This is a genomic window from Saccharobesus litoralis (assembly GCF_003063625.1).
In the GTDB taxonomy this organism is placed as follows: Bacteria; Pseudomonadota; Gammaproteobacteria; order Enterobacterales; family Alteromonadaceae; genus Saccharobesus; species Saccharobesus litoralis.
This window is the reverse complement of sequence record NZ_CP026604.1, coordinates 1,021,641-1,043,185: the sequence shown is the minus strand read 5'-3', so window position 1 is coordinate 1,043,185 and position 21,545 is coordinate 1,021,641. Positions and strand designations below refer to the sequence as shown.

General features: G+C 42.1%; 16 protein-coding genes. 13 read left to right on the top strand and 3 right to left on the bottom strand.

The features are described 5' to 3' along the window. The first annotated feature begins 254 nt into the window (after positions 1 to 254). Complete coding sequence (locus tag C2869_RS22750) at positions 255 to 2,426, top strand: hypothetical protein (protein ID WP_228710757.1); 2,172 nt, start codon at positions 255 to 257, stop codon at positions 2,424 to 2,426. Positions 2,427 to 2,494: 68 nt separating this feature from the next. Here C2869_RS22750 and norR read toward each other — a convergent pair whose 3' ends face one another. Beyond that, positions 2,495 to 4,093, bottom strand: coding sequence for a nitric oxide reductase transcriptional regulator NorR (gene norR, locus C2869_RS03835; RefSeq protein WP_108601695.1), 1,599 nt, complete (start codon positions 4,091 to 4,093; stop codon positions 2,495 to 2,497). A gap of 176 nt (positions 4,094 to 4,269) precedes the next feature. On the opposite strand from norR, the gene C2869_RS03830 reads away from it, so the two are divergent. From C2869_RS03830 to C2869_RS03795, 8 genes are all read left to right on the top strand, one after another. After that, positions 4,270 to 4,716, top strand: coding sequence for a c-type cytochrome (locus tag C2869_RS03830; protein WP_108601694.1), 447 nt, complete (start codon positions 4,270 to 4,272; stop codon positions 4,714 to 4,716). Between the two features lie 12 nt (positions 4,717 to 4,728). Beyond that, complete coding sequence (locus C2869_RS03825; protein ID WP_108601693.1) at positions 4,729 to 6,147, top strand: cbb3-type cytochrome c oxidase subunit I; 1,419 nt, start codon at positions 4,729 to 4,731, stop codon at positions 6,145 to 6,147. Positions 6,148 to 6,415: 268 nt separating this feature from the next. Next, positions 6,416 to 8,275 carry a nitric oxide reductase activation protein NorD gene (locus tag C2869_RS03820; RefSeq protein WP_108601692.1) on the top strand — a complete coding sequence of 620 codons (1,860 nt, stop codon included), beginning with the start codon at positions 6,416 to 6,418 and terminating at the stop codon, positions 8,273 to 8,275. A 24-nt stretch (positions 8,276 to 8,299) separates the two neighbouring features. Further along, positions 8,300 to 9,076 carry a CbbQ/NirQ/NorQ/GpvN family protein gene (locus C2869_RS03815; RefSeq protein ID WP_108601691.1) on the top strand — a complete coding sequence of 259 codons (777 nt, stop codon included), beginning with the start codon at positions 8,300 to 8,302 and terminating at the stop codon, positions 9,074 to 9,076. A 2-nt stretch (positions 9,077 to 9,078) separates the two neighbouring features. Next, a complete protein-coding gene (locus C2869_RS03810; protein ID WP_108601690.1) occupies positions 9,079 to 9,684 on the top strand; it encodes a cytochrome c oxidase subunit 3 family protein in 606 nt (201 codons plus the stop codon). Between the two features lie 15 nt (positions 9,685 to 9,699). Further along, a complete protein-coding gene (locus C2869_RS03805) occupies positions 9,700 to 9,990 on the top strand; it encodes a cytochrome C oxidase subunit IV family protein (protein ID WP_108601689.1) in 291 nt (96 codons plus the stop codon). A gap of 571 nt (positions 9,991 to 10,561) precedes the next feature. Then, complete coding sequence (locus C2869_RS03800; protein ID WP_108601688.1) at positions 10,562 to 11,362, top strand: gluconate 5-dehydrogenase; 801 nt, start codon at positions 10,562 to 10,564, stop codon at positions 11,360 to 11,362. A 167-nt stretch (positions 11,363 to 11,529) separates the two neighbouring features. Further along, positions 11,530 to 12,465 (top strand): hypothetical protein, encoded by a 936-nt coding sequence (locus tag C2869_RS03795; RefSeq protein ID WP_108601687.1) that lies wholly within the window; start codon positions 11,530 to 11,532, stop codon positions 12,463 to 12,465. A 621-nt stretch (positions 12,466 to 13,086) separates the two neighbouring features. Here C2869_RS03795 and C2869_RS03785 read toward each other — a convergent pair. Both C2869_RS03785 and C2869_RS03780 read right to left on the bottom strand, forming a co-directional pair. Continuing rightward, the gene (locus C2869_RS03785; RefSeq protein ID WP_108601685.1) at positions 13,087 to 14,550 is read right to left on the bottom strand and encodes a BNR-4 repeat-containing protein; all 1,464 of its coding nucleotides are present in this window, start codon (positions 14,548 to 14,550) and stop codon (positions 13,087 to 13,089) included. Between the two features lie 158 nt (positions 14,551 to 14,708). Next, complete coding sequence (locus tag C2869_RS03780) at positions 14,709 to 15,527, bottom strand: type 2 periplasmic-binding domain-containing protein (protein ID WP_108601684.1); 819 nt, start codon at positions 15,525 to 15,527, stop codon at positions 14,709 to 14,711. A gap of 923 nt (positions 15,528 to 16,450) precedes the next feature. Between C2869_RS03780 and C2869_RS03775 the strand changes: the two genes are divergently transcribed. The 4 genes from C2869_RS03775 to C2869_RS03760 all read left to right on the top strand — a co-directional run bounded on the left by C2869_RS03775 (position 16,451) and on the right by C2869_RS03760 (position 21,395). Then, positions 16,451 to 17,086 carry an RpiB/LacA/LacB family sugar-phosphate isomerase gene (locus C2869_RS03775; protein ID WP_108601683.1) on the top strand — a complete coding sequence of 212 codons (636 nt, stop codon included), beginning with the start codon at positions 16,451 to 16,453 and terminating at the stop codon, positions 17,084 to 17,086. A gap of 362 nt (positions 17,087 to 17,448) precedes the next feature. Beyond that, entirely contained in the window at positions 17,449 to 19,242 is a 1,794-nt protein-coding gene (locus tag C2869_RS03770) for a sulfatase family protein (protein ID WP_108601682.1), read from the top strand. A 115-nt stretch (positions 19,243 to 19,357) separates the two neighbouring features. Continuing rightward, a complete protein-coding gene (locus C2869_RS03765) occupies positions 19,358 to 20,611 on the top strand; it encodes a glycoside hydrolase family 88 protein (protein WP_108601681.1) in 1,254 nt (417 codons plus the stop codon). A 67-nt stretch (positions 20,612 to 20,678) separates the two neighbouring features. After that, positions 20,679 to 21,395, top strand: a complete 717-nt coding sequence (locus C2869_RS03760) for a type 2 periplasmic-binding domain-containing protein (RefSeq protein WP_108601680.1) — start codon at positions 20,679 to 20,681, stop codon at positions 21,393 to 21,395. The last annotated feature ends 150 nt before the right edge of the window (positions 21,396 to 21,545 follow it).

The window sequence follows — 21,545 nt, the reverse complement described above, 5'->3', positions numbered from 1 at the left end:
GAAGCAGTCGAAGTGTCGGTAAGTCAGAAGGTAATAAGACTTCGACACCAAAAGTAGGCGCCTTAAGCGAGCTCAGCCTGAAGTTGTTTCTTTAATCTAAATATGGTTAAGAAATCACGAGTAATAGTAAATTCTACTAATGATTCAACTGGTCATTTCTTTTTGGAAACAGCATTAGCCTAAAAATCATATAAAACCGCGTTTATTTAAACGCGGTTTTATTTTATCCAAAGTCTAAGGAAAATAATCCACCTATGAGCAAGTTATTCTCCTCATTATTAATAGCCCTGGCTTTAACGGCATGTAAACAAACTCAAGTCGGTAAAGACCTAGCCAGTCAAAACACAGCAAGTCAAAATACAGCCATTGTGTATAACGCACTGGAAGATTTTCCCGACTTAACCTCCGGCGGTGCACCTTACTACAAAGATACCAATAACCAAGCGTTGGGTATTGATGCGCGGGTACATGAATATCGCCGATTATATGCACGAGCGACGCGTACCTTCGACGGCGTCTCAGGTCATTACAACATTGAAATTACCGCAATGACCGAAGAAGATGGCGAGCCAACCTACCGACTATTGATTAACAATAAAGTTGTGAGTACCTACCGTGCGACTTATATCGGCAAGGGGCATGCTCAGGATCTTAAACCTGAGACCTTTACTTGGCAGCATGTATCGCTACGCAAAGGCGACATACTTGGCATTGAGTCAATTCCCAATACCAATGGCGAAATACCAGAACATGGCGGCACGGCTTGGGCTCGCGGTCGTTGGCAACAATTAAAATTAACCCCATCAGCGCAAGCGTCAAATGCGCGCCCAGTGTTTAATTTTGAACACGATCTTCTGTTGTCGCAGTTTGATTTTCAACCCGATGCCGATGATCTTCATGCGGTGGCGGCTCTTGGTTCATTATTAGATGATCCTAGCATGCGCAATCTAAATGTATTGGCCGTAGCAGGAACAGTTGGCATTCAAGGTGGCAAGTATAGAACCCCCAATAGCTTGATGAACCTAGCTTTTGGCGAAGAAAACGTTAATTGGCTTGATGCTAAAAAAGATTGGCAAGCAGCGGTGGAGTTAGTCGAAAAGCGCGTTGCAAAAGTGCTTGAGCGTGGCGGTGTTGTTTGGGTTCAAGAAGCAGGGCAGTCTGATTTCAGTCAAGACTGGATAAAAGCGTTAATCAAGGCTGGTGTTGCCGAGTCAGTAATCAAACAACAAGTTGTCATTGTGCAGCACAGTGGTTGGAACGAACAAAAAACCAGCCCAGCGGCATTGGCTTATGTCAAAGCGAAAGCTGATTATCGCGCCATTGGTGATGGTAACAAGCTAAAACGAAAATACATTCGTAAAGATCGCCGCGGTGACGTTACGCCCAAATATGTTGCCGAAGGGGTTAAATGGCTTAAAGCGGCAACTAGCGCAAGCAATAACAAAAAGCTTTCGCGCCAGTTATGGCAGCATGCGCAACAGCTTGTAGCTGAGTCGGGTTTTAATGCCGCTAACTCAGTTATTCCACAAGGTGGTATCGATTTTTCTGACATGGTTGAAGTGTGGTGGATCTTGCAACTGGAGAACAAAGCCAATTCTGCCCACGCGTTTTGGCAACGTTATGTTACCGATGTTGAGGTTGATAAAATAGCGCCACCAAAAGGCCGTTTGGCCGTGGTAATTGATGGTAATTCGCCGGATCCTGACGATATTGGCGCAACGCCCGTTATGTTTGGCTTGCTTAGCAAAGCAGGTTTAAATGAACGACTGGTTCACTTATCGCATTCGTGTGATCTCGACCCGTTTAAAAACAAAGGCCGCCAGCAAATAGACACGCCAGGTGAATTACGGCGTCAGGCGGTATTACATGAGTTAAGTGGTCAAGGTATTGAACTATTTGGGCCATTTAAAAACTTACGCAACTATTATAATTGCCGCACTGATCAGCAAGCCGCTACCCAAGATTTAGTCGATGCGATCAATGCGTCTTCAGCGTCCGATCCGTTATGGATAATTGAAGCCGGTGAACCGGATTTAATTGGCTATGCATTACAAGCGGCTAACCCTGCGGTTAGAAAACACGTAAACGTGATCTCTCATCACCCAGCCAACGATAATACAGGTGACTTTTTCACTTGGCAGCAAATCTTAGATTTTGGTGTAACAGAGCATCAAATTGGCGATCAAAACGTTGGGTTACAAACACCTATCAGCCATTGGGACTGGGCCAAGCATCACCCTGCAGCTGGCATCACTTATATTTGGCATTGGCTAGATTATGCCGAGCGTGATGGTATGGTTGATTTTCAAACTAACAAATTCGATTGCTCAGATGCCGGCATGGTGTATTGGTGGATAACCGGCGCTAATAACGGTGGTAATAATCATGCAACAGCCGAAGACATGAAAGATATGTTAACTCTATAGCTCCTAACTACTGATATAAAGCCATAAAATTAGACATATAAAGCCCGGAAATAAAACCGGGCATAAAGCTAATTTTCCTCAATTGAGCCAATAGCTAAGCGTTTCAACAATCGGTAAAAGTTACTGCGGTTAATACCGAGTTCGCGCGCGACTGCGGCTTGATTGTTTTGATGGACTTGTAGACGCTGCTGGATCAATTGCTTTTGATATTGTTCAGTAGCTTGTTTAAGAGTAACGCCGGGCGCAATATTGGCTATGCTAGACTGGTTTAATCCTGATGTTAGTGGTAACTGAGACTGCTCTGCAAGCGTGTTATCTAAGATGTCTTGTTCACTAATATCTAAGTGATTCGGCATAATATTAACGACTCGGCTTTCTTTACCATGACTATTGATTGCTTTTAGAGCAGCTCGGCTTAATAGATGTTCTAGCTCTCGCACATTTCCTGGCCACGCGTAATGGCATATCACTTGGCGCGCACCTGCACTTAGGCGTAAACCTTGTACGCCAAATCGACGTTGGTTTTTTTCCAGTAAATAGCCAGCAATCAATAACACATCATTACCTCGCTCACGCAAAGGCGGTACGATTAGCGGATATACAGATAAACGATGATACAGATCGGCACGAAAGCGCTCTTTACGGACTTCATGTTTAAGATCGCGATTCGTTGCAGCAATGATCCTGACATCCACTTCTATATGTTGGTCACTGCCAACACGTTGGATCTCTCCACTTTGCAAAGCGCGTAGAATTTTAGCTTGAACGGCTAATGATAGTTCCCCGATCTCGTCTAAAAATAGCGTACCACCATTGGCTATTTCAAATTTGCCTAAGCGATTATGCTCGGCTCCGGTAAATGCGCCCTTTTTGTGGCCGAATAACTCGCTTTCTGCAAGGTTTTCTGGCAGAGCCGCGCAATTCACATAGACAAGAGGTTGGTCGTGTCGCGCCGAACGACTATGGATTTTACGGGCGACTAATTCTTTACCCACCCCGGTTTCGCCCAGTATCAATACGGTGAGGTGAGAGCGGGCGACAATATCAATTTCGCTTAACATCAAATTAAGTGACTGGCTGTTGCCGATAATCTCAGTTTTACCTTCATCAACTAATTGTGATTGCGCGACTTCAATCTCTCGGTCTACCCGAGCTTGCAAAGCTTCAATGCGATGCGCAGCTTTTACGGTAGCTTCTGTTAAACCGATAAAGGTGCGTAATTGCTGTTGTTCGATTTGATCAAAGGTGCCGGGCACCGCAGCATCTAAGGTTAATACTCCCCAAGGTTGATCATCCTGATAAAGAGAGATCCCCATACAATCATGCACATGCAAACTCTGTTGATGGTTGTCGAGTAAACCGTCATATGGATCGGCGAGATCCGAGTCAGCGGGAAAGCGCACTGGCTCTCGTGATAATAATATAGTGGCTAGGCGCGGATGCTCATCAACCATAAAGCGCCGACCTAAGGTATCGCGGCTTAAACCATTGACGGCAATAGGCCGCAAGGCACGGCCTTCGATCTTTAACAATGCTGCGGCATCACAGGGAAAGATCTGTTTCATCACACTGAGTAAACGCTGGTAACGAACCTGTGCCGATAGATCTTGAGACAGATCTGCAACAATCGCTATTAATGCCAGAGAAAAATCATTAGAAGTAGTCATGATGATTAGTTTAACTTGATGTTGTCATAATGACAATATTTGATGTCAAAAAGACTTCTGTTTAAGGTTGTTAAAATGACATCTAGTTCATTGAAAACCGCATTAAATCAGTAGATTACGATTGGCATGATAGTTGAAATGTCTATTTCGACATTTAACTAATAACGGAGAACACCATGGCTGAGCGCTTTACCAAAAGCATGGCCAGAAACATCTATTACGGCGGTAGCTTCTTTTTCTTTTTACTACTGTTGGGATTGACGTTTGACACCATGCTGGAGCTGCCTGAGCGGGATCATAGAGAGAACATTACGCCATCCGTCGCTAACGGCAAACATTTATGGGAAAAGAACAACTGTGTTGGCTGTCACAGCTTAATGGGGGAAGGCGCTTATTACGCACCTGAGCTGGCCAATGTATTTGACCGACGGGGTGGCAGTAATGAACAAGTATTCAAAAGTTATCTACGTGCATGGATGTCTATTCAACCCATACAAACACCGGGACGACGTAAAATGCCGCAGTTCAATTTAGCCCCTGAAGAGGTTGATGATATTGCTAACTTTTTAATTTGGACATCTCGTATTAATGACAATGATTGGCCACCAAATATTGAAGGTTAAAAGGAGTACGTAATGAAATTTGAATCTCAAAAAGTGGCGATGCCTTATTTTATTTTCGCCCTTATTCTATTTGCCGGTCAGATCGTTTTTGGTCTGATCATGGGTTTGCAATACGTTGCGGGTGACTTTTTAACAGAATATATTCCATTTAATGTGGCGCGAATGGTACACACCAACTTACTCATTGTTTGGTTACTGTTTGGCTTTATGGGGGCATCGTTTTATCTAGTACCAGAGGAATGTGATACCGAATTATACAGCCCGTTATTGGCCAAAATTACCTTTTGGGTTTTTGCTGCTGCCGGGGTTGCTACTATTCTTGGCTATCTATTGGTTCCGTATTCTGCGCTGGCCGATTTAACCTTTAACGAGTTATTGCCCACCATGGGGCGGGAGTTTTTAGAGCAACCGACGATAACCAAAATTGGTATTGTAATTGTCTGCTTGGCTTTTATTTTTAATATCGGCATGACCATCTTAAAAGGTAAAAAAACCGTTATTAATATGGTGTTGGTCACTGGCCTAATTGGCTTAGCCGTATTCTTTTTATTCGCTTTTTATAACCCAAGTAATCTTGCACTAGATAAGTATTTCTGGTGGTGGACGGTGCATTTATGGGTTGAAGGCGTGTGGGAACTGATCTTAGGTGCGATCTTAGCGTTTGTATTGATTAAAGTGACTGGTGTTGACCGCGAAGTCATTGAGAAGTGGTTATACGTGATCATTGCCATGGCGCTAATTTCTGGCTTGATCGGTATGGGCCACCATTATTTCTGGATCGGTCCCGGTACCTACTGGTTATGGTTAGGTTCAATTTTTTCTGCAATCGAACCTTTACCTTTCTTTATGATGGTGGTTTTCGCGTTTCGTATGGTCGCGGAGCGCAAACACCAGCATGGTAATAAAATAGCGACCACTTGGGCCTTGGGTACCGCGGTAATGGCTTTCTTGGGCGCTGGTGTTTGGGGTTTTATTCACACGTTAGCCCCGGTTAATTACTACACTCACGGTTCGCAAATTACTGCTGCTCATGGTCACTTAGCGTTCTTTGGTGCGTATGCCATGATCGTGTTAGCCATCATTTCTTACACTATGCCTATCATGCGAGGGCGACCGCAAGGTAACTCTATTGCCGCACAAAAAATCGAACGTTTTGCCTTTTGGACTATGTGTATCAGTATGCTAGGGATCACACTGGCGTTAACCGCTGCAGGTGCATGGCAAGTTGCTTTACAGCGACTGCCTGAATCGGGCGAAGCTTTGGGCTTTATGGCTGTGCAAGATAAATTAGCCCCAGTATTTTGGCTCAGACAGATCTTTGGTGTGGTATTCCTACTTGGTTTAATTGCCTATTTTTGTAGCTTCTTTGTCGGTGAAACAGAAGAAGAGGCCAGTGATCTTGAAGGACTAACTCCAGAGTCAGCCCGTTAAAACTTTTGGTCGCTAGACAGAGGCAATAATAATCACAGATCTCCATTGATAGCAGATGTATTAAAGTCAATGGTGATCCCTTATGTCATTTGTCGGATGGCAATATTAGTACAGTTTTTAGCAAGAAATTATCAGTCAAAGCTCTTGTAGGTTGGCCTTTAGGCCAATATTTAAAAAGATGTAACTCACGTACCCATCGGCTTAAAGACCGACCTACACCAAAATGTCAACTAACCAAAACTAAGTTGAAAAGCTACGAGGAAACCGTATGGAAGAGTTTGTTGGTGAAATTTGGCACAAAATGCTCACTCGCCAAGTCAATACGGATTGTGTTCAGGCCAGTGTGGAGCTAACCACGCTAAGCCAACAACTGGCACCTTGGTATCGAGCTATGGGGGGGGGGGCAGCCAAAGTAATTGAAGGTGCGCAACCGCGAAAATTTAATATTCAGCGCCGTTGGTTGCAGCGTATCGCGGGTAGTCATAAACGCTTTAGCGTTAGTTGGCAAGATGAACGCAGTCTGCGTTTACCAACGACAATTGCATTATTCTCGCAATCTGAGCTTAATGAGTTTGTGTATTTTTGGCTTACCGCATTAGCGGCGTATCATTGCCAAACCACGATAGATCTGCAGCAATCACTCGTCAACCAATGGTTTATACATAATCAAAATGCCAGTAGTGAGTTATTAAACAGTAAACCGGGCTTACGCCAACAATATCAAAATGTCGTGCAAGCCTTATTAAGCCAACGCCAAACTATTACCGGTAACTTAAATCCGGCCCAATTGACGCGTGAAAAAGCAATTCAGCAAGCGTTAATAAGCCCAGGTAGCGTAAGTAATTTGCCACTGGCCCCAGGTGATCCTTTACCTGTTCTTTTATGGTTGTATCCAGCACCTTTGCACTTAGTCGCCGTAAATAGTGATGATCGGCTTGATGATTTTGGTAAATCAGCCGCTAAGCAAGGTGTTAGTCGACAACAAAGCCGTAAAACCGCACAGCGTATTGATGATGCCAAGAAAACCGATGGCTTACTGATTTTTCAATTAGAAAGCTTATTTAGTTGGGCAGAACAAGTTGAATTGGATCGTTGCCAAGATGAAAGCCTAGACGAAGATGTAGCTTCGGTGGCAGACGATCTGGATATTATTACCTTGTCGCGTCAACGTCGTGCTGGAGCAGCTAAAATCAAGTTTGATCTCGATTTACCCGCTGCAGAACAAGATGATTTGCCATTGGGTAATGGTATTAAGTTGCCGGAATGGCACTATAAGAAAAACCAGCTCGTTAACCATTATTGCTTGTTACAACCCTTTCTAGCCGATGATGCCGAGCCAGCGCAATTGCCCCAGCACTTAAAGCAAATAGCACAAACCTTACGCAAACAATTCAGTTGTTTAAAACCGCAACGCCAATGGTTACAGCGGCAACCATTTGGAGAAGAATTAGATATTGATGCTTGGTTAGACTGCTTAACACAACAAACACGTAGTCAAGAACCGCAAAATGTTTTTAAAACCCGTATCGCCAATTCGCGCCAGATGGCGTGTTTATTACTTGCCGATTTGTCTATGTCGACCGACTCGGCGCTAAATGCGCAGCAAAAAGTCATAGATGTTATTCGCGATACTTTGTTGCTGTTTGCCGAGGCGTTAACCAGTAGTGGTGATCAGTTTGCGATATATGGTTTTTCCTCGGTTAAAAACAAACAGGTGCGTTATCACTTATTGAAAAATTTTGCTGAAAAATACACCGAACACGCACGAGGTCGTATTTGTGCCATAAAACCTGGTTTTTATACCCGGATCGGTGCTGCGATCCGTCAATCAACCAACATCTTAAAATTGCAGCAAACCGAACAAAAGCTGCTGCTAATCATATCGGATGGCAAGCCTAATGACATTGATCAATATGAAGGTATCTATGGAATTGAAGATACTCGGCAAGCAATTTTGGAGGCCAAACAAGCGGGATTACAGCCTTTTTGTGTGACGATCGACGAAAAAGGCAATGACTATTTACCGTATCTATTTGGAGAAAAAGGCTATGCCATTATTGATGATGTGACTCGCTTACCCACCTTGCTGCCCAAATTGTATTTAAATTTAACCGGCATTCATGCTTAACTAATAAACTTGTAGGACACGACAATGACTCAACATTGCCATTATTTGTCTCAAGATCGCGAAGTCGAGATTTTTGAGCACGCCGCTAATAACAATTTACCGGTTATGATCAAAGGCCCAACCGGTTGTGGTAAAACCCGCTTTGTAGAATACATGGCGCAAAAACTTAATCGTGCAATTTATACTATTGCTTGTCATGATGATTTAACCGCGACTGATCTGGTTGGCCGCCATTTGATAGGTGCACAAGGCACCTTTTGGCAAGACGGGCCGTTAACACGTGCGGTACGCGAAGGCGGGATCTGCTATCTGGATGAAGTGGTTGAAGCGCGTAAAGACACTACTGTTGTTCTTCACCCTCTTGCCGATCATCGACGGATCTTGCCGATAGAACGTACCGGTGAGGTACTCAACGCGCATCCGGATTTTATGTTGGTGATCTCATATAACCCGGGTTACCAAAATATGCTTAAGGGATTAAAGCCCAGCACAAGGCAACGCTTTGTTGGTCTAACCTTTGATTATCCCGAGCCTCAACATGAAGTTGTGATTATTTGCCAAGAGTCGGGTATAGATAAATCCTTAGCGACGCAACTTGTGTCGTTGGCACAAGCGCTACGCCGACTCACTGATCATGATCTGGAAGAAGCCGCTTCAACTCGTTTGCTAATCTATACAGCCCTTATGATCAAATCTGGCCTTGAGATCAAGCAAGCTTGCTACGCTTGCTTAGCTCAACCATTAACCGATGACAGCCAAACTCAACAAGCCATCGAGCGTTTGATTGATGCGTCTTTTTAACGATGAATAGTGAAGCAATTGCGGTGTCCGTTAGCGCGGCAGCACAGAACAAAACCAAGCATACTCCTGGCAGTATTGCGATTTGGATATTGATTGCTGCCGAGCTAACTGAGTTTGCATTCTTTTTTATCGCATTTTTGATTGCCAAACTACATTACCCGCAACAGTTCGCTCAAGGGCCGAGTCAACTCAATACATTCGCGGGTACTTGGAATACCCTGTTGTTATTGTCCAGCAGCTTTTTTGTTGCTAAAGCTATGACCGCTGTTAAGAGCAATTATAAGCGTCGAGCCTTGCGATGGCTTGGTTTAACTATAGTAGCTGGCGCTAGCTATTGTGGTGTTAAAATTTGGGAATATTTTTGGAATCAGAGTCAGGCGATCCACTCGACAACCGACACATTTTTCGCACTCTATTACTACTTAACGTTTAATCATTTACTCCATGTAGTGATGGGCATGTGCAGTCTGTTTTGCGTTGGCTTGCACTATTATTTTGACGGCTATAATGCCGAGCAACATCAAGGTTTAGACAGTGCTGCTAGTTACTGGCACATGATAGATCTAGTTTGGATCATTATGTTTCCCTTGTTATATATTGTCAGCTAAATAGAGGAGCATCGTATGCTACTTAGACTTAAGGCTTGCAAGCTAGAATTTGTCTGGTTAGTGTTAATTGGCTTAACTCTGTTTAGTGTGCTGTTTGCCGAGAACAATCAAACCAAATTAAGCATTTGCCTTGTTATGATTGCTGTAAGTCTTAAAGGCCAACTTGTTATTGATAGATTGATGGGACTAAATAATGCTCGCCCCACTATTCGCGGTCTGATGTTAGCCTACTTTGTCGTGGTTCCGGTCTTGATCACCCTTACTAGTTTATTTCCTGAATTTCTTGCCAGTGTTATTCAAATATAGATGCCGCCTATGCGTGGACGTTAATAGCAGCATATTACCAAGAGATAAATACTTAGCCGCTATGACCACAGGCTGTCACGTAATGGCTAATTAAGTGCCAAACCGTTTAAAAAACTTAATCAGGTGCGGTGAGATATCAATACGTTTAACCACTCCACACTAAAAATGTCAGTTCATTGGGTTTATCAACATAATTTTTTAAAAAATCATCACTCGAACCCTTTTCAGCTATGTTCGTATTTATGTGATTGTGATTACTGCCTTTCGAAACTTTTATAAAATAGTCAATACAAGTCACATGGTGATTTAAAGTGATTGTAAAATATATTATGTGAGTTAATATACTCGGATATGATTTTAGTGCGAAAGGGTATTAGTAAAATTGATGAAGGTCAGCTTCATTATTAGTGCCCTCGTTTGCTCACAATCGTGTTTGAATTTTTGCTGTTTTCACCTTGCGGCTAAAAAGCGATTTGTGGGCTTTTTTCTTTCTAGGTAATAACAAATATTGGGCGCTGCCAAATGTTTGTTTTTATCGTTTTCACTCTTATTACAGATAGGAAACAAGAACATGGTCAATGAATTATTTGATTTAACAGGTAAAGTAGCGTTAGTAACGGGTGGTACACACGGTATCGGTATGGCTTGCGGTAAAATGCTTGCTAAAGCTGGCGCCACTTTGGTTGTTAACGACATTTTTGAAGATAAGCTAGCAGAGTGTAAAAAAGCCTATGCAGAAGAAGGTATCGACGTTTATACGCTTACCTTTAACGTTGCGGATGAGCAAGAAGTTGACCGCGGTATTACGCAAATAGAGAACGAAGTTGGTCCAATCGACATTTTGGTTAACAACGCGGGTATTATTAAGCGTGTACCTATTTTAGATATGCCGGTTGAAGATTACCGTCAAGTTATCGATATCGACTTAGTGGCGCAATTTATTGTGTCTAAGCGTGTTGCGCCTAACATGATCGCTCGTCGTCAAGGTAAAATCATCAACATGTGTTCATTGATGAGTGTTTACGGCCGTCAAAACGTTTCAGCTTATGCATCAGCTAAAGGCGGTTTAAAAATGCTTACCCAAAACCAATGTTGTGAGTGGGCTAAACATAACGTTCAAGTTAATGCGATTGGCCCTGGTTATATCGCGACAGAACAAACTGCACCAATTCGTGTAGGTGGTCATCCATTTAACGACTTAGTAATGACGCGTACACCTGCTAACCGTTGGGGTGAGCCAGAAGATATCGGTAAAGCAGCGTTATTTTTAGCGTCAAAAGCGGCTGACTTTATCAATGGTCAGGTTATTTATGTTGATGGCGGTATCATAGCTAACTTCGGTTATGTTGCTGGCGAAAATACAGACGACTAATCTTTACAGTAAAGGTGGTTTGCTGCTGTTAAACTGGGTAAAGCTGCCTTTATACTTAGTGTGTTGTCACCCAAAAAGCTAGCCTATGCGCTAGCTTTTTTGCTTTTTGGCGATTTAAAAATTGCTGATCTACTGTCCATACACTAGTGTTAAATTAGCTGTTTTATATGTTGGTTTGTCGCCTTGTGATCCGCCTTTTTACGTTATATATCCGCGCGTTATTTGTCAGTGCGTTATTTATCTGTGTGTTTAGTCTTAATGTTGCTAGGGCTGAAGTCACTTTGACTTCACCTTCTGGCATAAGTGAGATACGGCAAAAATACGTTTATGATTTGTTAGTGTTAGCGCTAAAAGAGACAACTAGCGCTAGTCAAGAAACAAGGGTGACTTCAATTCCGACGAACACGGGATATAGTGCCAGTACCTATGCAGTGAAAAAAGGTAAAGTCGATGTAACTTATTTTCCTGCCAATACTGAAGTTGAAACTCAGTTGTTACCTATCCGTATTCCTCTGTACAAGGGGTTAATGGGGTACAGAACTCTACTAATCCAAGCTAAAAACCAAAGCAAGTTTGATAACCTGCACTCACTCAAACAGTTTAAAAACATACTACAAGGCGCAGGATCAAGGTGGCGCACTACCAAAGTATTAGCCCACCATGAGTTTAAATATATCACAGCGGAAAGAACATCTAGCTTACTTAAAATGTTGGATATAGGACGCTTTGAATATACTACCCGCGGAATAATAGAAACGCCTGAAACCTTACAAGCAATAGATAAAAACTACCCCAAATTGAAAATTGAAGACAACACCATTTTTTACACTGAGTTACCTGTCTATTTTTTTGTATCTAAGCAACGACCTGAACTGGCAAAAAAGATATACACTGGGCTGGTAAAGGCAGCGCACAATGGCGAGTTTGATAAAGTTTTTGACGCCTTTTACCAAATGATCCCGTCTGGTTTAAATTTTGATAAACGTAATTTCTATTATCTAAAAAACCCACAACTTAGCGCCGAAACCCGCGCCAACGCCTTAAATTTTTGGCAAAAACAAGTCAAAAGTCCGGTATTTAAAACGGTTCATTTCAGCCACTAAAACCTTTAAAGCCTTGTGATTTAAGGTGAGTGGAGATTGGTTGTTCTCAGTGGTAATGGTTTGGAAGACGAACCTTAATACCGCTAAGTAAACTTACCTTCGCAGAAGGTAATTAATATTCCGACTTTTGTGGGCGAGCATTTGCCTGCATGGATGCAGGTCTGTCTCTTCTACACAAATATTAATTAACTTAAAACAACCCAAAGTCGATGAAAAATGTGGATTAGCTGATTGTACATAGCGGTTAAAAAAGTACCGTCTTTCCTGCGTAGGCAGGAACCCAGTGTCTTTTGCTTAAACTAGACTATGTTTATCCAACGAAAGTCGCTGGATCCCCGCATGCGCGAGGAAGACGAGGGTATTTTCCTAAGCTTCGGTGATAAAATTTCACCCCCATTGACCGAATGGGCGCTTTTGAAACTTGTGATCAAGAGACAGGGATGCAGGTACTTAAGATTTATCGGGAATAAAAATCTTGTATGCTTGCAGAGCCTGCAACCCTTTCTGTCTTAAAGACCGACCTAGAGTTAGAAGACCCAAACCATTAAAAACAACAAGCAATAAAAAAGCCTTAACTTGAAATGACAAGTTAAGGCTTTTTGCTCTTACGGAAGAGGGTAGTTACTTTTTCTTGGTCATATTAATAACGGCATCCGGTTTAAGCACATTGGCATCGCTTTTGGTGCGGCCAATTGGCCCCTTGTCGCCAACTAGATAAATACGGTGCCAGTTAGAGTTACGCTGTTTTTCTGCGACTATCATGCGGGCATCTGGATGAGCATTATCGATAAGTGCCGAGAGGGCCCATTGCGCCCCAGGGCGACGCAATAATTCTTTGGTTTTGGTAAAGGTTTTGCCGCCATCTTGACTATTAAAGTCGGCGATAATGCCAGTATTGCTTTCTTCATAACCTAAAGTAAAGGTGATATCAGTGGGTGAATGTATTTTAAAATCACCACGTGTATCTAGGTTGTCTTTGCGAGCTTGAGTATTAACCGGATTACCGCCTAGCCATTCACTGCCGTTCCAACGGAAGTAGCTAGTTTGTTTAGGCCCGCCAGTTTTGTGTCCCAAATCGCGGCCAATATTAGTACTGATATGTGGGTAGCCATTTTCATCTAAATGAGCAGAGCCGTTAAAGGTCCAGTTTTTACCGGTGCGTGCCACAAGTGTGGTTTTATCGGCATGCTCACGAGTTACAGGAATAGTCACCGGCTCGCCCTTCACATTGCGCCAAGTGTTAGTTTTGGTATTAAACACCATATAGTAAGCATCGTGGCGTTGTGTGGTGTGGCCTCGGCCGTTAATACCTGCGTCGTAATCCCAGCAAACGTGATAGTCGTACGAGACAATTATATCGTCGCCATGGCCTTTGCTGACCCAAGCATACCAGCTGTCGTCGGCTCTTATATCTGTACGCTTCTTGTGTTTAAGAAAGGAAACCGCCGGTTCAAATGTGCGGCCATGATCAGTTGATTTATGGTAAACCCAGTCGCTGCGATGCGCACCGTGGCGATAGAATAAATAAATGTCGCCATTGTCCATTTTTACTGCTTGGTTGTAGGTGCCAAATACAGGAATGGTATACATTTCTTGCCATTCACTAATATCGTATGGTCGTTTGGACACACTATGGCGGTTTTCACCATAATGCTTATTGCCTAACGGGTTAGCGCCGTGTCGGTCGGTGCCCCCATGGCCACCGTAAAAAATATGGATATATCCGAGATCATCAATAATCATGGTTGGTTTACCATGATTATCTATTTTAGTGCGAGAGGGATCTTTACCCATGGTACTGACACCCGCTTTAAAGGGCCCAGACCACTGCTTAGTTTTGTGATTGTAAGACGCGACATAAGGATCTTCTAACGGCCCCTGATAGGACACGTAAGTGATGCCATCAACATGTACGCCAGCAGGATGCTGCACAATGGCTAGGGCGTTACCTAGACCATCGTTGGCGAAGTAATCGACAGTTTCAGTTTTGTTTGAATTGGCGACTGGCGTTGTGTTGCATGCTGTTAGTAATAAACTGGTCGCGATAACTGCGCCGGGTAAAAATGTTTTTAATCGTTTTTTCATGATCACGCTATGGTGTAATTGGGATTTTGTTGGCACCCGATATACATATCAAGTGGAGAATTATTATTGATTAGGACTGCGAGTCTCAAAAAGTTTAATACATAAGGCTAGGAGGCATTTGCGTTAGTAAGCGCCTCCTAGCCTTATGTATATGGTTTTTATATGGCCTTTGCGACTTCAAAAATTTTGCTGTTTTCTTTATCTAAAAAGCTTTGTGCTTTTTGAAACTCATAGCTGCTTTGCACTAAGGCATCAAATTCACCGCTGTTTTTTGCGCGCTCTAAACTGGTTTTTATTAAAGTAGCGAGCTTAGTATTGTCTTTATTTACATAAAAATAGACTTGTAAAGGCAGTTTAACTAACACGTTGGGGTGAATAACTACGTCTAAATTATCTTCTGCGCGCCATTGATTTAATACGTTTTCAGCTCTGGTTACGGTAATAGGAAAGTAGTCAAATCTTGAGCCGTCAAGCATATGACCAAAGTGGCCATTAACAACTGATATCGTTTTAAATGCGTTTTGTTCCAATACTCTACGAGTAACGGAAGCGCGTTGCGAACCTGCTTTATAGGTTTTAAGCTGGTTTAAATCCACTAGCGAGTTAAATCGCTCTATGTCAGTTGATCTCACTATGAGGGCGTTAACACCCATTGCACCATGATAAATAGGGAACTCGACGGCTAATAATTCTTGTTCTAGGTCTTGGCTTTTCGGTGCCCAGAGTAAATCGAGCTCATTAGCTTTCACTTTAGCTATTTGTTGGCGACGGTTCCCTGCTCTTGTTGGAATTACGTTGATATTTTTAGCATCGGCATGTTTGATAACCAATTCTAATAATTGGCTTTTGTATTGATCATTGACGTTTTTGGCTAGTGGCACGACCAAATCCATCGCTTGCACTGAAGTGACAGCAAAGGTGATGAGTAGTAAGAAAAAGGCATTGATTAATTGACCACTAGATAAACTATTTTTCATTGTTTTCAACTCTATATCTAACTAATAACTCTGTTTAATTTCAGGCTTTGCAGTGGTTTGCTGCTCCTGCCACCTCAGTGGTGCGTTATCCGTTTCGAACCTCACTTGTTGTTAAATAATATACACAATAGTGATTGGTTTGTTAAATAAATGATTTATATTGATTGGTTATGAATTTTATTATTTTTATCTTATTTGAAATAAGTTGATGTGGTTTATTAGTTTTGTCGTTTGTTAAAACGCTGAATATAAAGGATATATGTAGGTATTCGGGTGTTGAATCTAAACTGGTAGGTTTTCATTGCCTTATTCTATTTATATGCAACTTTGTTTTAATTGTCATAAATAATCAATCAAGATTGGGTTTGGTGATTGAATTAGTGCCAGCAGGAAAGCGAGTCTGTCTCTTGAATACAAGTTTCAGAAGCGCTTTTTTCGGTCAATAGGGGGGAAGTTTTATCACCGAAGCTTAGGAAAATACCCTCGTCATCCTCGCGCATGCGGGGATCTAGCGACTATTGTTGGATAAACATAGTCTGGTTTAAGCAAAAGACACTGGGTTCCTGCTTTCGCAGGAAAGACGATACTTTTTTAAGCACTAAGTACTACCTACTAATCGCATTTTTCATCGACTTTTTTTGATTGTTTTAAGTTAATTAATATTTGTGTAGAAGAGACAGGGATGCTGGTACTTAGGTTTCGTCGGGAACATGAAGCCTGCGCATGCGGGGATCTAGCGACTATTGTTGGATAAATATCGCCAGGTTTAAGCAAAAGACACTAGGTTTATACTTTCGCAGGAAAGAGGTAATTTTTTAACCGTGATGTACAGTCTACTAATCCACATTTTTTAAGATGGTTTTATCTTGCTGTTTTAATGTTATAATTAATCAAATTTAGTCACGTAATAACTGGGAATAATCATGAAAGTTGCATTGATGATGGAAAATAGCCAAGCGGCTAAAAACCCTATTATCTTAAAAGAGCTAGAAGGCGTTGCTGGTCCATTAGGCCACGATATTTTTAATGTGGGTATGGACGGTGAGAACGACCATCATTTAACTTATATTCACTTGGGCATAATGGCTGGTATTTTAATTAACGCTAAAGCCGTTGATTTTGTTGTATCAGGTTGTGGTACAGGCCAAGGCGCTATGATGTCGTTAAATGCTCACGCTGGCGTTTACTGCGGCTATTGTATTGATCCTTCCGATGCATTTTTGTTTAACCAAGTTAATAACGGCAACGCATTAGCTTTACCTTTTGCGAAAGGTTTTGGTTGGGGCGCTGAATTAAACGCGCGTTATATCTTTGAAAAAGCATTAACTGGTGAGCGCGGCGCGGGTTATCCCGTTGAACGACGTGAGCCTCAAGTACGTAATGCTTCTATTTTATCTGAAGTTAAAACGGCTTTATTAGGCACTAGCTATATCGATTCATTGAAAAACCTTGATCAAGAATTGGTTAAAACCGCTGTATCTGGCGAACGTTTCCAAGCTTGCTTATTTGAAAATGGTCAAGATAAAGAGCTTGAAGCTTACGTTAAGTCTCTACTCTAATTATATTAGGATTAACCATCACACAGCTTACGCTAAGTGATTTAATTTGTTTTTTAAGCCCTGCACGTGACTAGTGCGGGGCTTTTTTGTTTTAGCTTTTCCTTACCCATTTTGCTATCTGCCTCTTGCTATCTATTCCACTTTATTCTGAATATGGCTGTTTTTGTATTTACCTAATATTCTTTTCCTGAACAAAAGTCTAAAAAAAACGTTACTCGTATTTCGATTGTTCATTTGGAATGAAAAATAATTTTTGATAACTAAATTATCATAGTGAATCATTTTAATTCATAAATAATCATGTATGCTATTGGTGTAACAAATAAGTATCAATTTAGTTAAATACACATTGAATTAATTTAATGCTAGATGATTTAAGAAAGGCCATTATTGCGGCGACTCAACAATTTTTAACTCGTGGCTTTTGTTTGATCACGATTTGTTTAGCGTTAGCCGCTTGTTTAAGTGCCAATGTTGTTGCGCAAACGGCTGTTCAAGAAACAGATAAACCCAATATTTTGTGGCTTGTGGTTGAAGATATGAGCCCGATATTGCCAGATTATGGTGATAATACCGTTCAAACACCTAATATTAGTCGGCTAGTGAAAGAAGGGGTAAAGTTCACTAACGTGTATTCACCATCAGGTGTGTGCGCGCCTAGCCGAGCGGCATTGGCAATGGGCATGTATCCCTCATCATTTGGTGCCAATCATATGCGTACCTCATCAAATACCGCTGAAACCGGCTTGCCTAAATACGAAGCTGTACCTCCAGCCAATGCCAAAATGTTAAGTGAATACCTGCGTTTACACGGCTATTACACCACCAACAATTATAAAACCGATTATCAATTTAACGCGCCTAAAACCGCATGGCATGAGAATGGGGTTTATGCGCATTGGCGCAACCGACCAAGTGAACAACCGTTTTTTTCGGTATTTAATTTTACGACAACTCATGAGTCAGGGTTGTTTGAGCCTTATGGTGTACGAGAAATAGAAAAGCGTCATTACTTTGCAGATGATGTCGCGCGGATCGCAAAGTTACCTCAGCACCACTCAGTTAAGTCAACAGAAAGTACAACGCCTATCCATATTGCTAAAGACCTTGAGTTTGATATACCGCCTTATTTGCCAGACACTCCATTAGTCAGGCGTGATCTGTGGAAAATGTACAATAATTTAGTCGAAACGGATCGCCAGATCGGCGCTATATTACAACAGCTTATCGACGACGATTTGCTCGATAAAACAATCATCTTTTTTTATGCCGACCATGGTGGCCCATTACCTCGTCAAAAGCGTTTGATCTATGATAGTGGTTTAAAAGTGCCACTTGTTGTACGTTATCCGCAGGCGAAATATGCAGGTTCAACCGATGACAAGTTAGTGAGTTTTGTTGATTTTCCGCCAACGACGTTAGCGTTAGCAGGAGCCAAAGTACCCGAACATATGCAGGGTAAAAGCTTTGTTGATCGACATTATTCTCGGCAATATATCCACGCGGCAGCGGATCGTTTTGATGGCTTTACCGATGTCATTCGTGCCGTGAAAGATAAGCGATTTAAGTATATTCGCTACTATCGCCCTCAGCAGGGCTATTACTTGCCAGTGGCCTATCGCGAGAAAATTCCCACTATGCAAGAGTTACTGCGCTTAAAGGATAAGTTAACGCCTTACCAAGCCCAGTGGTTTCGTGAGCAAAAACCAAATGAAGAGTTATTTGATACCTTACACGATCCACATGAACTCCATAATGTAATTGATTCGCCACAGTATCAAACTCGCCTGAAGGATTTGCGTCAAGAAATGGATACATGGTTATTAGAAATAGGCGACAACCCCTTGTTAGCCGAGCGTGAATTAATTAAGCAACTTTGGGCGGGGGCTGCTGAGCAACCGATCACCGAAAAACCCACAATGAAAGTGCAAAATGGTTTTATAAGCTTTAGTTCGGCAACTAAGGGGGCGTCTTTGGCTTATCAGGTGATCCGTAACCATCATCAACCCGCAAGTTGGTCGATTTATCAGCAACCTTTGGCGCTAGCCGATCTAGCGGGAGCTAAGCTTAAAGTGGTCGCTCATCGTATTGGTTATCAAGAAAGTGCCACATTGACATTTGTTACTCATCAGGCGCTTGTAAATGGATCTTTTTAGTTAGTCGTTTTATAGGTTTTTGTCAGTTATCTCGATACGGCTAGCGCCGTGTTGTTTTGCAGCAGCTACCCTTTAGGTGGCTGTTTAATTTATTTAGAGAATTTTAAGCAAAAATATGAATAGAAATATCAGTGTTTTAAGTGCTTGTTTAGCCATGTCGTTAACCGCTTGTGTCAGTACAGAAGCGCCCTCAAACCAGAAAAAGTTAGTGCCTAATACGGTCACTTACAGTCAAGCCATTAATTGGCCGCAGCAGGATGGTGCGTTTTGTCACGCAGCGCTTGATAAGGCAACAGAGCAGCTTGACAATTTTAGGCAAGCTTACACAGATCCATTACAGATCCCACGTTCTTTTAGCCAAGGTAAGCCTAGACTAGAAGGACCTATGGGCTGGACAGCTGGCTTTGTTGCCGGCAGCTATTGGTACGTTTACGAGCACAACCGTAATCAAAGCTGGTTAGATACGGCAACAGAATGGACTGAAGCGCTTGAGCCACAACAGTTTAACCGTCGAACTCACGATATTGGATTCATTATCAATAGCACGTTCGGTAATGGCCAAAGATTAACGGGTAAAAAAGCCTATGAGCCTGTGCAAATCAATGCCGCTAAAACCTTTATGGAGCGTTATAACCCTAAAATAGGCACAACATTTTCATGGAGTTGGGGTACGTGGGAATTTCCGGTCATTATCGACAACATGATGAACTTAGAATTGTTGTTTAATGCTTCACTTGCCACGGGTGATCAAACCTATTACGACGCCGCAGTTAGCCATGCGACCGTAACTATGGAGCATCATTTTAGAGATGATCATAGCTCTTATCACTTGGTGAATTATAACCGCACCACAGGTCTACCTAACTTTAAGCAAACGTTCCAAGGTATTGCCGATGATTCATCGTGGGCACGTGGCCAAGGTTGGGGCTTATATGGTTACACCATGGTTTATCGTTTCACCAAAGACGAGAAGTTTCTTAACCATGCGCGCAATATTGCCAATTACATCTTAACTCATAAAAATATGCCAGACGATCTCGTGCCATATTTTGATTATGACGCGCCAGATGATCCAAACATAGTTAACTACCGAGATTCGTCAGCGGCTTCACTCGCTGCGAGTGCATTATTAGAATTAGCGACTTACGTAGAAGGTGCTGAATCTCAGCGTTATCATCAAGCAGCAATGAAGATGTTACGTAGTTTATCGTCACCCGCTTATTTAGCTGGCCGTGGTGAAAATGGCCACTTTTTACTTAAGCAAGCGACCGGTAATTATCCAGCCGTTGACGAGTTAAACTCCGCACTTAACTATGGTGATTACTACTACTTGGAGGCGTTAACGCGCTGTAAAACCTTAGCTAAATAAACGTATGTCGTGATAGTGGCACTTTAGTGCCACTATAGATATGGGAGTAGTATTATCATGGTGAACCATGCTAAATCCTAAACTATCTTTATTTATTGTTAGTATGATTTTGAGCTTTGCTTGCCCTGCTCAGGATCTCAAACTGACCTTTGGTGCCGATTTACCACTAAACAGTTACCAGCCTGCAACAATTATCGCCAAGCTTGAAAAAGCCTTTGCAATGAGCGGTGTGCAATTTAATGCGATTAGTGTGCCGAGCAATCGTTCATTACAGTTAGCCCACAAAGGGGTTATTGATGGCGATTTGAGTCGTGTTAGCAATCTGCACGAGATTACAGGGCATAGGTACAGTAACCTGGTTAGAATAGACCATGTTATGTTTTCAGTATGGATTGCTATATTCACAAATAATCCAGATATCGAGATAGATAATTTATCGGATATCAGTCAATACACTGTTTGCTTTACCAATGGTCGCAAATATTTTGATGACGTTTTTGCACCTCTAGTGCAACCTGACAATCTAGTTAAATTGAATAGTGATCTGCAAGCGTTCGAGCTGCTAGCGAAGAAGCGGGTGGATATTGTGATCACAACCAGTCGCGAAGGAAATCAGCTAATTCAAGATTGGGTTAAATTTGACCAAATTCGAGAAGTGAAAAAATTAATTAAACTGCCTGTATATTCCTACATTCATAAAAAACACAGTGCTTTGTTAGATGATCTGACTCGCAATTTAGCGAAGGTGGAGCAACAACAAGAGCTGCAAGTTGTTCATAACTAATTTCGGTTAGTTTTTCACCGTTCAATTATTATCTTATTTCAAACTCTTGGTAGGGTGCCCCGAGTGCAACGAGTCGCACCATGCAAAGTATCAAGTTTGTTGCTTGGGTAAGTTAAGCTAATTTGATTTGGAGGAGAGTGTTAATATGGT